We start from the raw sequence: 14,116 nt of genomic DNA, 5'->3' as shown, positions 1-14,116 counted from the left end.
TCCGTGGGGTGAGAAACGGCAGAGGGACGCTCACGGCCCTGCATCTCCTTCTGGTCTGGGCCACCATGGCGACCGCCGTGCCGATGCTCGGCTTCGGGTTGGTGGCGGCGGCCTGGGGCGGTGGGACCGGAGCGACGGTTCCGGTCCTCTTCGTGGGGGTGCCATTGGCCTTGGGGCTGCTGACCGTGGCGGGTCTGCCCGCCAGGACCGTGGTGCCGTTGTGCGGCTCCATGAGCCGGCGGCTGGGTTGGGCCGTGCTGGTCTTCGTCCTCGGGACGCTCGGGGTCCTGGCGGGTCTGGCCGCCTACGGCGGGGACGTCGACCTGGGAAGCGCCGAAACCCGGTTGGCGCTCACGGGGGTTCCGTACGCCGTGGCGGCAGCGTTCTTCGTGCCCAGCCGGTGGGTGCGGTGGGGGGCACTGGCCGTGCTGGCGGCGGGGGTGGCCTACGGGGGCGTCGTCGGGCCGGCACAGGCCCGACAGCGTCAGCACGAGGCGGAGACGGCACGCTACCGGGAGAGGGCGGCACTGCTGCACCTGGGCGACGCGCCGCCGGGCATGCGGGTGGCGCACGCCGAGGTCGGCCCCGCCTCCTTCGTCGTCGACTACCGCCCCGTCCGGGAAGGATACGAAGAGGGATACGTGGGGCTCGTCGTACGCACGCCGCTCACGCCCGCCCTCCGTTGCCCCGAGTTCGCGCCGGAGAACGAGACCTGCACGGTGACACCGCAGGGGGAGATGATCAGAGTCGGCGACATCCCCGGGAGCACTGACGCCGTCACCCTCACACGTCGCCACCGGAGCGCGGAGGTCGAAGTCTCCAGCCAGACCCTGGACGAACGTGGGCTCCGCCGCCTCCTGGACACCTTGCACCCGCTCTCGGACGCGGAGTTGCGAGAGCTGATGAAGGAAAAGAGGATCGTCCACAGTCTCTGAGCACGGGCGCTCGCCTAGGCCAGCAACAGCGGCATGTCCCAGTCGGCCGGTGTGGCGTCCGTCGCGTACGAGTCCAGGGCGAGCGCGACGCCGGCGGCGCCGTCGAGGTAGCCGGAGACGTCCGAGCCGAAGGGCACCTTCGTCATCGTGAACCGCAGTCCGAACGGGAGTTCCGGGTCGAAGGCGGAGACGAGGTCGGCGGCGATGGCGTCCCGCAGTGCGGACAGCCGGGGGTCCCGCCACGTTTCGTCGAGCCTGCCGAGCAGGTGCAGGGCGCCGGCCCAACCGTGGCACAGCGCGTGGTCGTCGATGCCCCAGGCCGACCGGGGAAGGGTGAGCAGCCGGTCCACCGAGGCACGGGCGAGGTCCGAGAAGTCCGGCCGGCCGAGCGCCCGTCCGGCCAGTTGCAGGGCGCGGGAGACCCCGGGAGCCCCGTAGCACCAGGCCGGCCACTTCGCGGCCCCGTCGTAGGCGGCGGGACCCCGTCGCCACTGGGCGAAGGAGAGGTAGCCGGGCCAGAACAGGCCGTACCGGTCCGCGACCGCCCAGGTCCGCAGCAGTTCGGCCGTCGCCTCCATGGCCTCCTGCTGCCCGGGCACCCGCGCACCCTGCTCCCAGGCCAGCGCCAGCAGGGCGAGCGGTCCGGCGACGCCGTGCGAGAGGCCCAGGTTGAGATGGCCGCCGGGGAACGCCGCCTCGGAGCCGATCCGGGGCGCGTCCAGGGCCCACCAGCGCGGCACGTCGGCGCCTCGGTGTTCCACGGTGCCGAGCGACAGGCGTACGAGGTAGTCGAGCACCGCGGTCAGCGGCTCCTCGCAGCTCTCGGCCCGGGCCAGCAGATAGCGGCCGACGCCGGTCAGGCCGCGGACCACCTCGTAGTGCCCGATGGTGGGCAGCGGGCGGTCCTCGACGGGCGGCAGGACCGTCCGGACGAGATCGCGCTGGTAGGCGTCGAAGCGATGGAGTGCGGAGACGTAACCCCCGGTGGTGCGGTGAGCGAGCAGTACGGCGAACGCCAGGGCCCCCGGCCCCTTGAAGATCCCGCCCGGGGTGCCGGGCCGGCCGGAGACGGCGCGGGTTCCCGCGGTGAGGTACGCGTGGGCGCGCGGCACCTGCCGGGCCGTGTCGCGGGCGGCTCCCGCGAACGCGAGGGCGAGCCCGGGGCTGCCGCTGCCGAGGGTGAGCTCGGCCCAGATCGGCTCGGCCACCCCGTCGTCCGCGGCCCGGGCCGGGATGCGGGTGGCCGCCATCGTGGCGGCGGGATCGGCGAGCCGGTTCAGGATCTCGCCGGAGACTTCGGCGGCACGCTCCCTCAGTTCCTCGGTGGAACGGCCGACGGGGCGCTGGTGCGTCCCGCTCCCGGTGCTCCCGGTGCTCCCGGTGCTCCCGGTGCTCCCGGTGCTCCCGTTCATCGTGCGCTCCCGTGTCCCGCCCTCGGTCGTCCGGCTCATCGTCCGCTCCCGCTCCCGCTCTCGTGCCGCCGCCGGCCGACGTGGGTCCGCACCGCGCCGCGCAGAACCGCGTACCCACGGGCCTCGGCCACCCGGTCGATGCCGAACAGACGGTTGTGCCGCATGTGCAGCAGCGACAGCAGGGCCTCGTCGCGGTCGGCCTGTGGGGCGGAGAGGATCAGCCGCCCGTACGCGCGCGGCTCGGGCGACTCGGACCACAGCGTGCCCAGGGATGGCGCGCCGAGCGCTTCCGCGGCCGACGACACGGCTTGCCCCGGCCTGATCAGCCGGTCGGCGACGGCGCGGTGCCGCTGGTAGACCTCGTGTTCCGCGGTCTTGGTGAACATCCGGTCGACCCAGCCGCACCAGTCCCAGTCCCCGAGCGACTCCAGCAGCACCGCGTGCCCGAGCCCGGCGAGCACGGCGGCGGGGAGTTGCCGCGCGACGCCGCGCAGAGCGCGCAACTGGACGAGCGCCGACAGGCTGTCCGTGCGGAAGAAGCGCTCGGCCGCTTCCTGCAGGGCCTCACCGCCGTACCGGTCGCTCTCGGGACGGTAGGCGTCCAGGGTCATCGTCCGCAGGGCCCCGCTCTCGACGAGGGCTCTCGACGCACGGCTGAGCGCGGGCAGCACCCGGCTGTGCAACGCCCCGGGGTCGCCGTGGAATCGCAGTCTCAGGTGGGGTTCGGGGTCCTGGTAGCGCAGGAAGAACCAGCGGTCGATCTCGCCCTCGACCTCGGCGAGCACGGCCGGAAGGTGATCGGCGAGCAGGGCTTCGTGGGCGGACGGCTCGGCGTACCACTTGGCGAACAGCCAGTCCTCGCCCGGCAGATGGAACCGGGTGGGAGCGGGCCGCACCGGCGGGGCGGCCGGTGCCGGTTCGGCGGCGCTCCGTGCGGCGTTTCGTTCCGGCGTCGTGCGCCCGGCGGGCCGCCGCGTCCCCGCGAGGGGCACCACGATCTCCGTGCTGTGCCCGCCGTTCCAGCCGAGTCCCGCACCGTCGGCCGTCAGGTCCTCGTAGAGGACGAACTGCGGGTGGGCGGCGGTCAGTTCGGCGCGCAGCAGGTCCCGGTCCCAGCGGTCGCGCAGGTCGACGGGGTACATCTGGTCATGGCGCGCGATCTGCAGCCGGTCCGGTACGGCCAGTCGCCGGCGCCAGGCGTCGAGGCCCTGCTCCCACACCTCGGCGCCCTTCGCGCGGGCCGCGTCGCGCAGCCGGCGGCCCGGCAGCCAGCGCCGGGGCATCGCCACCACCCGCCCGAATCGGACGCGCGGCAGATAGGGCAGGGTGTCATGTCCTGCCCAGTCCCAGCCCGCCCAGACCCGGGGCCGTGCCGTCGCGAGATCCATGAGGAACCGGGCCACCGGCGGGGCCTGTGTGTCCAGGGCCAGCATGTGCGGCAGCACCGGGCGGATCTGACGGCCGCTGACCGGGTGCAGCAGCCGCAGCCCGTCGGAGCCGGCGGCGACGAGCAGCGAGCGCCAGTCCAGACAGCGGGGGTCGTCCCGGTCGTCGGGTACGCCGACGGGGATGCGGTACGGCAGCAGCCGCGGCACCTGGACGATGTTGAGGCCGCGCGGCTCGCGGGGCATCAACTCGACCTGGGCCGTGATCACCGCTTCGCCGGGGGCGGCGCCGCTGTCGGCGGTGTCGGCCGTGTCGGCGGCGAGCCGGGAGAGTTCGCCGGTGAGGCCCGCCGCCGCCGCGAACCGGCCCGCGGTGGCGCCCGCGGTCCAGGCGCCGGTGTGCGGGCTGCCGAGCAGCCGGAAATCACCGCGGTCCAGTGCGGCGGTGCTCTCGGAGAGCACCTGGAAGCAGAGTTCGAGGCCGCGCGGTGGCGCGGCGCCCGGATCGTGCCCGGCGACTTCGGCGAGACGCCGTACGACGTCGTCGGTGAGGACCAGGTCGCCGCCGGACAGGACGGCCTCCTGGAGCAGTTCGCCGATCATCGCGCGCCTGGGACCGTCCGCCTCGTCGCCGGGACCGCTGCGCGCGTACGCGGGTTGCGCGCCGTACTCGGGTGGCAGGCCGAGTCCGCGGTGCGGGTCGACCAGTTCGCCCAACGGCACGGCGCAGGCGGTGCCGTAGCGCTCGATGAAGCGCTCGCGGTAGTCCCGCATGTACGCCAGCGTCGTCCACTCCGGCGTGATCGCCCAGATCGCGGCCGCGTACCGGCACACCTCCCGACCGACCGAGTCCGGGACGACGAACTCGCCGGGGATGTGCAGGTCCACGTGCAGGGGCGGCCGGGCGTGCGCGTCGCCGTCCGTGCCGGGGACGTCGAGGCGGCGCACCTCGTCCAGGAGCCGCCGCCAGGAGTCGCCGCCCTGCCCCGGGGGGTCCTGCTGATGCCGTGCGCAGGCCGCCCGGATGTCCCGCAGCGCCTGCGCGTCGTCGGGAAGCGCCGCGTCCAGGGCCGCCTCGATGCCGTCGAGCAGGGCGGTGTCGATGCGGTGCGGGGTGATCGAGGTGAGCAGGAAGCCGTGCTGGAGGAGTCCGGCCAGCTGACGGTCGACCCGTTCGGCGTCCAGTGCCGGGAAGCGCTCCGTCAGGAAGCCCAGCAGATCGGCGTACGGCACCAGGGTCCGCGCCCGCTCGCGCACGGCGCCGACCAGCGCGTTGTCGCGCACCGACTGCTCCTGACCGCCGCTGCGCAGATACAGCCGGCCGTCCCGCAGGAAGCACAGGTCGTTGAGGACGACGTCCACGCGCCGGCGGACGGAGGGCTCGGCGAGCCAGGCCAGTACCCGGCGGCGCAGCCAGGCCCCGTCGAGCCGGACGGCGACCTCGCCGGTGCCGGGCTCCGCCTTGGCCGCGGAACCGAACCGGGCGGTGCCGACGCCCGCGAACAGGCCGAACGGCGTCGGGCGCGCCGCGGCGCGGCGGGCGTACCGGGTCAGGGTGCGCGCGGCGCTCAGGGTCCGCTTGCGGCCCAGCGCGGTCGCGCCTTCGTCACTGGTCAGACCGGCCAGGCTGTGGGCCAGGGAGCCGCTCGCCACCCGGACCGCCTGGCCGAGCAGGGGATCCGCGGCGAGCCGCCGCGCCCCGGTCACCGGCTGGGCGGCGTCGACCGTGGGCAAGACGGCACCGCGCGGCCGGCTCGCCATGCGGACGAGCACGGGCTCCCGTACCTCGAATGCCGGGGATGCCTGGTGCGCTTCGGACTCCGGCGCCACGTGTGTCCTCCTCGCCGTCGTGCGGGAGAGCGGGGCGGGCCGGGCCCGCCCCGCTCGGAAGAGCCCCGAAGGGATCTCGGTCCGTCAGCAGCAGATGGGGCAGCGCGTGCCGATCGCGTAGCTGCTCGGCGAGGTGAAGGTGCCCTGGCCGAAGGACTCGGCCTGCTCCGGGAGGTCGGAGACGCGCAGGTCCAGCTCGAGGTCCAGCTCGGGGGCTTCGTGGGACAGAACGATCTCGGTACGCATGCTTCTCCCTTGGGTGATGGGGTGCACGGACTCGAACATCCAGGGCCCCGGTCGGGGCTTGGACAGGCGCAACCTTTGCTCACGCCACTGACGGCGGGTAGACGAAATCGAGCCAAGGATCAAGGGCCGGTGTCGCCGGCGTGGACGGGGCCGACGGCATGAGGGACCGGGTACCGCATCGTCAGGATCAGCTACGCGTCGGCTCCGTAGGTGCCGTACTCCGGACGTCCCGTCGGTTCGAGGATGTGCACGGAGAGACCGCCCGGGGTCGTCCGGTGGCTGACGAGCCGCAGGCCGGCCGGTGCTCCACCGTCCGGGAACAGGCGTCGGCCCTGCCCGACCACCACCGGGGCGATCACGAGCCGCAAGGTGTCGATCAGTCCGGCGGCCAGCAGGGACTGGGCCAGCCGGGCGCTGCCGTGGACCTGCAGTTCCCGCCCGGGTCGTCGCTTCAGCTCGGTGACCCGGGCGGCGATGTCGCCGGACAGGATCGTGGTCGGGTTCCAGTCGGCCTCGGTCAGGGTGTCGGAGGCGACGTACTTCGGCAGACCGTTGAGGATGCGGGCGGAGGGGTGGTCGGTCATCTTCGGCCAGTCCCGCGCGAAGTTCTGGTAAGTGCGGCGGCCGAAGAGGAACGCGTCCGCTTCACCGAGCCAGGTGCCGGCCAGCCGCTCGAACTCCTCGTCCAGGTAGGGAACGAACCAGCCGCCCCGGGTGAAGCCGCCGCTGGTGTCCTCGTCGGGGGCGCCGGGCCCCTGGGAGACACCGTCGAGCGTCAGGAACTCCTGCACCACCAGCTTCATCGCGCACCACTCTCTCCACGGCCTCGGGGGCCGGTTCGGTCGTCTCGGCGAAGGACGTGACCGTCCCCACTCCTTGGACGCCGTGGCGGGCGGAAACTCATCGGTCCGGTCGCTGGTCCCGGTCGGTGCCGGCGCGCGGTGGTCGCCCTCAGGGCGCGGCAGCCGTGCGAGGGCGACCGTCGCGATGTCGTCCCGGTGGTCGGGAATTCCCGGCGCGTCGGTGTCAGCGGCGGTGGCCGAAGACCTGCCGGCTCCTGCCGAGGTCCAGGAACACGGTCTCGCCGGTGGCGTCGTCCAGGCCGTCGTTGTCGGTGACGGCGTAGACATGGCCGTCACCGCCGACCGCCAGGCCCTCCAGCTTCTCCTGCGTCCAGCCGTTCGTGGCCCGCAGATCGGGCAGGACGTCGTGCGCGAGCCTCTTCGGCAGGAGGGGCAGCGCTCCCGTGGGAGCGGTCGACGTCGGCAGGTCGACGGTGTGGATCCGCTTGACCTCGGCCGCCGGACCGTTGAGCTTGTCGCGCTCGATGACCGCGAGCCGGTCGCCGACCACCGTGATCTCGGAGAGTCCGATCCAGTCGCCGGGTGTGCCGGTGGATGCGAGCCGGTAGCCGTACCAGCTCCAGGTGCCGGCGTGCACGTCGTACCGTCCCAGTCGCACGACGCCCGCCGGGTCGCCCTCGACCTCGCGCTGGAGGGCGGTCCAGACGATCTCGTGGCCGCGCCGGTCGGTGGTGGCGGTGACGCCCTCGAAGCCCTGCTTGCCGAGGCCCGCGGCGATGTCCGCGGGCAGCGGGACGACCTGCCGGGTCACGCCCCGCGCGTCGAGCCGGACAAGCTTGTTGTCCGCGCCCTTCTCCCCTTCGACCGCGAGCCAGAAGCCGCCCCGCGGCCGGGCGTGGATGCCCTCGGCGTCATATCCGACGGGCCGCCCGTGGGCGTCCTTGACGGTCAGCTCCCGGGTGAGGACGGCGGGGCGGCGGGTGGTGTCGACGGTGAGGACGCGGGTGGTGGAGTAGGCGGCGTCGGTGACCGTGTACAGCTGGTGCGGCCTGCCCGGCACCGCGGACAGCGCGCCGAGCGCGCCCCAGCCGATCGGGGCCCCCTGGGCGTCGTCGGCGGAGACGATGCCGGGGAACGAGGGACCGTGGCCGGCGCGGCCCAGCCGGAACAGGCTCACGGACGCGCGCACGCCCGCCTCGGCGTCGTCCTCCTCGCTGGAGACCGCGAGCAGTCCGCGCGACGGGATCGGCAGCAGGCCCTCGGGGCCGTTGGTGGTGGGCAGCAGCTGGCGGAAGACCGGCCGGGTGGGCCGGCTGACGTCGTAGACCGCGACGAAGTTGTCGCGCTCCGAGCCGACGAAGGCGTAGGGCACGCCGTCGTACTCGGCGATCGCGATGCCCTCCGGCTCGGCGCCCTTCTTCCCGGCCCGGGAGTCGTCGTGCAGGCCGTGGCGCACGGCGAGCCGCTCGAAACCGTTGCCCGCGTCCCAGGCGGGTCGGCCGGTGCGGCTGTCGAACACCGTCCAGCCGCGCGTGCCGCCGTGCCAGTCGCCCTCGTTGGCGGTGGCCAGGTAGCGGTCGTCGATCCAGCCGACGGCGTCGGGCTCGCGAGGGAGGTCCTCGATGGCGCCGCTCTGGTCGATCGTGCCGTCGTCGACGGTGTCGATCCCGCGCACGGTGGCCGTGCCGGCGCTGAACGCGTCGGTGATCCGGCCGGTCGGCAGGTCGATGAGGACGACGCCGTTGTTCTCCTGCAGCGTCACCGCGAGCTGGTTGCGGCCGTTGATCGAGACGTACTCCGGTTCCGGGTCCGTCGGCTCGGTGAGGGGCGCCTCGGCCAGCGCGGGCAGTGCCTGCCCGTCGGCCCGGGTCAGCGGGACCGCCCGGGTCCGCCAGTGTGCGGGTGCGGTGCCGCGGCCCAGGTCGAGGATCTGCACGAACCCGGCCGGCGCCTGCGGGAGGTCGCCTTCCTCGCCGCCGGGCGGGATCGCCTCCTCGTCCCGCTCGTTCTCGATGGCGACGGCGGCGTACCGCTTGTCCTTGCTGACGGCGATGGAGTCGGGCTGCCCGCCGAGGTCGAAGCTCGTCACCCGCTGCCGGTCGCGCAGCGAGACGACGTCGAGCCGTCCGGAGGGCCGCGTGTGGCTCGCGCTGGTGTTGACGACCACCAGGACGTACTCGCCGACGACGGTCACCGAGGTCGGTTCGTCCTCGGCGTCGCCGAGCCGTTCCAGCGACAGGGTGCCCAGGCCGCGCGGGCGGGCGGGGTCGGTGATGTCCAGGAAGCCGATCCGCCGGGCCACCGCGTCGGTGTGGACGAGGGTGCGGCCGTCCTCGCTGACCGCGGAGATCTCCGCGACGGTCGCGGCCGCCGCGTCATCACCGGCCGGGCGGTTGTGGAAGACCGGGTAGGTGGCGGTGCGCTCGAACAGGGCCGGTCGCCGCTCGTGGTGCTGCTGTCCGCCGTCCGGCCGCTCCGCCCGCGCGGCCCCCGCGGTTCCCAGGGTGCCGGCGGCCACGACCAGGGCTGCCAGCGCGGCGCGGGTTCTCTTGCTCTTGGGGGACATCTTTCCTCCGGTCCGGTCCACTCCGTCGCCGAACCCTTTCAGCGGGGGGTGGGTGCGAAGGGGACGACGGGTGAACGGGGGGCGAACGAAGGACCGGGGTACCACCGGTTCCGCGCCCCGGCGGTCGGCCGCCGTGCCCGAGCGGAAGGTCCGGTGGCCCCGACCGGCCGCGTACACGGCCTCCTCCCCTACTGCCCGGCCGGCGGCCTCGTCCCTCAGGGGCCTCGCGTGCCGACGGGAGGCCGGTACGCGCCCCTCGGCGGTGCCGCCCGCAGAGCCGGGCGGGCTAGGATCGCGGCATGCCGCGGACCTCGCACGACGTCGATCTGTTCATGGCCGCCAAGCCCCGGCTCGAGGCCATCGCCTACCGCCTGCTCGGGTCCGCGAGCGAGGCCGAGGACGCGGTGCAGGAGACGTTCCTGCGCTGGCAGGACGCCGACTCCGACCTCATCAGGGTCCCGGAGGCGTGGCTGGCCAAGGTGCTGACCAACCTGTGCCTCAACCAGCTGACCTCCGCCCGGGCGCGGCGCGAGACCTACGTCGGTGCCTGGCTGCCCGAGCCGCTGATCGCCGGGGACCCGATGCTCGGCCCCGCCGACAGCGCCGAACAGCGCGAGGCGGTCTCGTACGCGGTCCTCGTCCTGCTGGAGCGGCTCTCCCCCAACGAACGAGCCGTCTACGTCCTGAGGGAGGCCTTCGGCTACTCGCACCGGGAGATCGCCGAGATCCTCGACGTGTCCGAGGCCGCCAGCCAGCAGATCCTGCACCGCGCCAAGAAGCACGTCGCACAGGGCAGGGCCCGTGCCGAGGTCGACGAGGCCGCCGCCCGGCGCGTCGTCGAGGAGTTCCTGGTGGCCGCCACCAGCGGCCGGACCGAACCGCTGGTGCGGCTGCTCACCGCCGACGCCGTCGCGATCGGCGACGGCGGCGGGAAGGTCCCGGCCCGCGCCAAGGCGTTCGAGGGGGCGCTCGCGGTCGCGACGTTCCTGCGGGGCCTGTTCAAGCCCGGTCCGGCCAAGCGCGCCCTGCTCGGCGGCTCCGCCGGGATCTATGCCACCACCGCCAACGGCGACCCCGCCGTGGTGGCGGTGGTCGACGGCCAGGTCGTCGGCGTGATGTGCCTGGAGCTGACGGCCGAGGGCATCACCGCCGTCCGCAGCCAGGTCAACCCCGACAAGCTGGAGCGCGTGACCCGGCGCTGGGCCGCCGCCGACCACGGCGAACCCCTGTTCAGCGCCTTCTGAGCACCATGTGACGCAGGTCACACCACATGGTTGTCAGGGATCGGCGGGCCGCCCGGTTCAAGAGGCGAACCCGCTGACGACAGGAGCCAACCATGCAGCACCGCATCATCGTCCTCGGAGCCGGTTACACCGGAGCCGTCGCGGCCGGACGGCTCGCCAGGCGGCTGCACCGCGACGACGTCGCCCTCACCCTCGTCAACGCCGAACCCGACTTCGTCGAACGTGTCCGTATGCACCAGCTCGCGACGGGCCAGGATCTCGAACCGCGGCCCCTCGCCGACCTGCTCGCCGGCACCGGCGTCGAACTGCTGACGGCCACGGTCACCGGCATCGACGTCGACCGCGGGACCGTCGACGTCACGCACGCCGACGGCGACACCCGGGAACTCGCCTACGACACCCTGGTGTACGCCCTCGGCAGCGGCTGGAACGACCAGGGCGTCCCGGGCACCGCCGAGCACGCCCACGAGATCGCCGGCCGCCCGGGAGCACTCCGGCTGCGGGAGCGCCTGGCCCGGCTGGAGGCCGGGGAGACCGTGGTCGTGGTGGGCGGCGGCCTCACCGGGCTGGAGGCCGCGACCGAGATCGCCGAGTCCCGGCCGGACCTCGACGTCGCCCTCGCCGCCCGCGGCGGTCTCGGCGACTGGCTCTCGCCCAAGGGACGCCGTCATCTGCGGGAGGTCTTCGACCGGCTCGGCATCACCGCGTACGAGCACACCACCGTCACCCGCGTCCACGCCGACCGCGTCACCACGGGGGACGGAGCTTCCGTCCCGGCCGCGGTCACCGTCTGGACCGCCGGCTTCGCCGTCCACCCGATCGCCCGGGCGACCGCGCTGGAGGTCACCGACACGGGCCAGATCGTCGTCGACCAGACCATGCGCTCGGTCTCCCACCCCGATGTGTACGCCATCGGCGACGCGGCCCTGGCGACGGGAGCCGGCGGCAAGCCGCTGCGGATGTCATGCGCGTCGGGCAGCTTCACCGCGCTGCACGCCGCCGACGCCATCACCGCGCGTCTGACCGGCGGGAAGCCGCGCAAGGGAACGATCCGCTACTTCAACCAGTGCATCTCCCTGGGCCGCAGGGAAGGTCTCGTCCAGTACGTCACCGCGGACGACCGCGCCGTGCGCGCGGCCCTCACGGGACGACTCGCCGCCGTGTACAAGGAGTTGATCTGCAAGGGCGCGGTCTGGAGCGCCGGCAACCCGACGTTCGGTCTGCCCGTGCGTCGCCGGCGCGTTCTGCCCGAGCGGGCGGCGGAGCGCCGCCCCGGCGCGGCGGCGGCCGCCGAGGCACCGGTGTCCTGACCCGGTCCGGAGGGCTCCCCTGCCCGCCCCGCCTTCCCCACGCCGCCGCACTCGGTCAGCTCGTGCTCGCCGCCGCGGGCTCTCGCGTGCGGCGGGCACGGAGCCGCCCCCGGGCGAGGGTGACCAGTGAGGGCCCTCCGCCCAGACACCACAGGGCGATGACGGGATCACAGATGGCACAGCTCAGGGAGGAGTCGTGGGCGAAGGGCAGGATCGGGTTGCCCTTGAGGTGATGGACGAGGTCCCACGCGGTGTGGAGCAGCCAGCCGATCCCGATGAAGGTCCAGGAGTCCAGGCCGCGGTAGGCGACGTAGGTGATGAGCGCGACCATCGGCAGCTCCCACTGGTCGAAGCCGCCCCCGCTCAGGTAGGCGGCGCCCGCTCCCCCCACCATGACCGCGTTGAAGCGGCGCCGGTGGGGTTCCCGGATCAGGGACATCAGGAGGCAGTACAGGATGCCGACAAGGATCGGCGACACATACGTCATGAGGTTCGGTCAGCTTTCGACGACGTTCGAGCCGGACCCTCGCGGTGCGGCGCACGAGGGCGAGGGGACACGGCTGCGGGGTGACGCCATGAAGTCAACCGGCTGTCACGGTGATCGCCCAGTGGCACGAGTGCCAGGTGTCAACGGGAAAGAGTCACGGCCCCGCCGGCCTCACTCGGACGCCGTGGCGTCGACGTGCTCACCCCCCGGCCAGCACATAGCCGGCGTACGGCACCAGGACCGCCGGCAGGGTCAGCAGGCGTGGCGTGATGCGGCGGCCGGAACGCAGGGGCAGGACGTCGTAGAGGAGGAGCAGCAGGAAGAGGAGGGCCGCGGACAGGAGGAGAGCGATCAGGACGAAGCCGCTGCTCTCGATCTGGTCGTAGGTGCAGCCGTCCAGGTCCCGGCGGCGCAGGTCCTCGTCGTCGCAGTGGCCGTGGGCCATGTACCAGCGCGCGCAGAGAAGGGTGAAGAACGCGGGGACACCCATCAGGAGGTGCGCCGCCAGCGGCGGCAGAAAGCCGCGCAGGACGGGGAGGACGGTTCGCATCCCGCCACCTCACCAGGGCGTTGCCGATCATGCTGTGAGCGGCGTTACTCCTTCGGTCACGAAGCCGTCACGACGGGCCCCGGCCTCCCGGGACGCCGTCGGGTGCGTCGCCGGGGGCAGGGGGTCAGAAGCCGAGGTCGCCGAGGCCGGGGTGATCGTCGGGGCGGCGGCCCAGCGGCCAGAAGTACGCGCGGTCCGACGCGGCGATCGGCAGGGTGTTGATGGAGGCGTGGCGGGTGCGCATCAGCCCGTGCTCGTCGAACTCCCAGTTCTCGTTGCCGTAGCAGCGGTACCAGTTGCCGGCGTCGTCCCGGTGCTCGTAGGCGAAGCGCACCGCGATGCGGTTGTCGTCGTGGGCCCACAGCTCCTTGATCAGCCGGTAGTCGAGTTCGGTGTTCCACTTGCGGGTCAGCAGGGCGACGATCGCCTCCCGCCCGGTGACGAACTCCGCGCGGTTGCGCCAGCGCGAGTCGACCGTGTAGCCCAGCGACACCTTCCGGGGGTCACGGGAGTTCCACGCGTCCTCGGCGAGACGGACCTTCTCGACGGCGCTCTCGCGCGTGAACGGCGGCACCGGGGGGCGTATCGCGTCGGCCATGTCTGCTCCTTGTTCCGGGTCCCTCGGGAGGGGACGGCGGGCCCAGCAGGGGTGAGAACGCTCGTTCTCGCCCCCTGTACGATAGAGAACGGACGTTCTCGGAGCAAAGAGGAAACATGGCGGAGCACGAAGCCGCGCGGGAGCAGGCGCTCGACGCGGCCGAACGGCTCTTCTACGGCCGAGGCGTCCAGGCGGTGGGCATGGACGCGGTACGCGATGCCTCCGGCGTGTCGCTTAAGCGCCTCTACCGGCTGTTCCCCTCCAAGGAGGCGCTCGTGCTGCAGTTCCTGCGGCGGCGTGACGAACGGTGGCGGCAGGCCCTCGCCCGTCATGTGGACGCGTACACCGCTCCCGACGACCGGCTTCTCGCGGTGTTCGACCGGCTGCACACGTGGTTCTGCGAACCGGACTACCGCGGGTGCGCCTTCGCCAACTCCTTCGGCGAGCTGGGCGGCGTCTCCGCCGAGGTCGCCGACCAGGCCCGCCGCCACAAGCAGGCGTTCCGTGACTACCTGGCCGCACTGGTCGAGGAGTCCGGTCTGCCGGCGGAGCTGACGGACCAGCTCTTCCTTCTCGCCGAGGGAGCCATCACCACGGCCGCGATCACCGGCACCGCCGCTCCCGCCCTCCACGCGCGGACCGCCGCCCGCCTGCTCGTGCGGGCCCACAGGCAGCACGCACCGGCCGTCCCCGACAGCGTCCCGTAGCACCGGGCGCACGCCGGGGACGGCCTGGTGGCCGCAGCCACCA

At 73.4% G+C, this 14,116-nt stretch carries 12 protein-coding genes; 4 read left to right on the top strand and 8 right to left on the bottom strand.

Annotated features, from left to right (window positions below):
- The first annotated feature begins 8 nt into the window (after positions 1-8).
- A complete protein-coding gene (locus tag ACFZP7_RS33145) occupies positions 9-935 on the top strand; it encodes a hypothetical protein (protein WP_385637829.1) in 927 nt (308 codons plus the stop codon).
- A gap of 14 nt (positions 936-949) precedes the next feature.
- On the opposite strand, the gene ACFZP7_RS33140 is transcribed toward ACFZP7_RS33145, so the two are convergent.
- From ACFZP7_RS33140 to ACFZP7_RS33120, 5 genes are all read right to left on the bottom strand, one after another.
- Positions 950-2,386 carry a lanthionine synthetase C family protein gene (locus ACFZP7_RS33140; protein WP_385637827.1) on the bottom strand — a complete coding sequence of 479 codons (1,437 nt, stop codon included), beginning with the start codon at positions 2,384-2,386 and terminating at the stop codon, positions 950-952.
- A complete protein-coding gene (locus ACFZP7_RS33135; RefSeq protein ID WP_385637826.1) occupies positions 2,383-5,562 on the bottom strand; it encodes a lantibiotic dehydratase in 3,180 nt (1,059 codons plus the stop codon). Before ACFZP7_RS33135 ends, ACFZP7_RS33140 begins: the two co-directional genes overlap by 4 nt.
- A gap of 84 nt (positions 5,563-5,646) precedes the next feature.
- Positions 5,647-5,808: an SCO0268 family class II lanthipeptide gene (gene lanA / locus ACFZP7_RS33130; RefSeq protein WP_019328243.1), complete on the bottom strand. Its 162-nt coding sequence runs from the start codon at positions 5,806-5,808 to the stop codon at positions 5,647-5,649.
- Between the two features lie 191 nt (positions 5,809-5,999).
- Positions 6,000-6,611, bottom strand: a complete 612-nt coding sequence (locus tag ACFZP7_RS33125) for a dihydrofolate reductase family protein (RefSeq protein ID WP_127432420.1) — start codon at positions 6,609-6,611, stop codon at positions 6,000-6,002.
- A gap of 223 nt (positions 6,612-6,834) precedes the next feature.
- A complete protein-coding gene (locus ACFZP7_RS33120; RefSeq protein WP_385637823.1) occupies positions 6,835-9,177 on the bottom strand; it encodes an esterase-like activity of phytase family protein in 2,343 nt (780 codons plus the stop codon).
- A gap of 299 nt (positions 9,178-9,476) precedes the next feature.
- Here ACFZP7_RS33120 and ACFZP7_RS33115 point away from each other — a divergent pair, with 299 nt between their 5' ends.
- Together ACFZP7_RS33115 and ACFZP7_RS33110 are read left to right on the top strand one after the other, a co-directional pair.
- A complete protein-coding gene (locus ACFZP7_RS33115; RefSeq protein WP_385637820.1) occupies positions 9,477-10,421 on the top strand; it encodes an RNA polymerase sigma-70 factor in 945 nt (314 codons plus the stop codon).
- Between the two features lie 92 nt (positions 10,422-10,513).
- On the top strand, positions 10,514-11,731 hold the full coding sequence (locus tag ACFZP7_RS33110; protein ID WP_385637818.1) for an NAD(P)/FAD-dependent oxidoreductase: 1,218 nt from the start codon (positions 10,514-10,516) through the stop codon (positions 11,729-11,731).
- 55 nt (positions 11,732-11,786) lie between these two features.
- Here ACFZP7_RS33110 and ACFZP7_RS33105 read toward each other — a convergent pair whose 3' ends face one another.
- The 3 genes from ACFZP7_RS33105 to ACFZP7_RS33095 all read right to left on the bottom strand — a co-directional run bounded on the left by ACFZP7_RS33105 (position 11,787) and on the right by ACFZP7_RS33095 (position 13,366).
- A complete protein-coding gene (locus ACFZP7_RS33105) occupies positions 11,787-12,218 on the bottom strand; it encodes a DUF6010 family protein (protein ID WP_086878595.1) in 432 nt (143 codons plus the stop codon).
- A gap of 199 nt (positions 12,219-12,417) precedes the next feature.
- Complete coding sequence (locus ACFZP7_RS33100) at positions 12,418-12,768, bottom strand: hypothetical protein (protein WP_019328236.1); 351 nt, start codon at positions 12,766-12,768, stop codon at positions 12,418-12,420.
- Between the two features lie 124 nt (positions 12,769-12,892).
- Positions 12,893-13,366 carry a nuclear transport factor 2 family protein gene (locus ACFZP7_RS33095; RefSeq protein ID WP_355099557.1) on the bottom strand — a complete coding sequence of 158 codons (474 nt, stop codon included), beginning with the start codon at positions 13,364-13,366 and terminating at the stop codon, positions 12,893-12,895.
- A 116-nt stretch (positions 13,367-13,482) separates the two neighbouring features.
- Here ACFZP7_RS33095 and ACFZP7_RS33090 point away from each other — a divergent pair, with 116 nt between their 5' ends.
- Positions 13,483-14,073: a TetR/AcrR family transcriptional regulator gene (locus tag ACFZP7_RS33090; protein ID WP_385637814.1), complete on the top strand. Its 591-nt coding sequence runs from the start codon at positions 13,483-13,485 to the stop codon at positions 14,071-14,073.
- Positions 14,074-14,116 lie beyond the last annotated feature (43 nt).

This window comes from Streptomyces sp. SudanB5_2050 (genome assembly GCF_964272335.1).
Taxonomy (GTDB): Bacteria; Actinomycetota; Actinomycetes; order Streptomycetales; family Streptomycetaceae; genus Streptomyces; species Streptomyces rochei.
The sequence above is the reverse complement of the archived record's forward strand: the minus strand, read 5'-3'. Positions and strand labels throughout refer to the sequence as shown.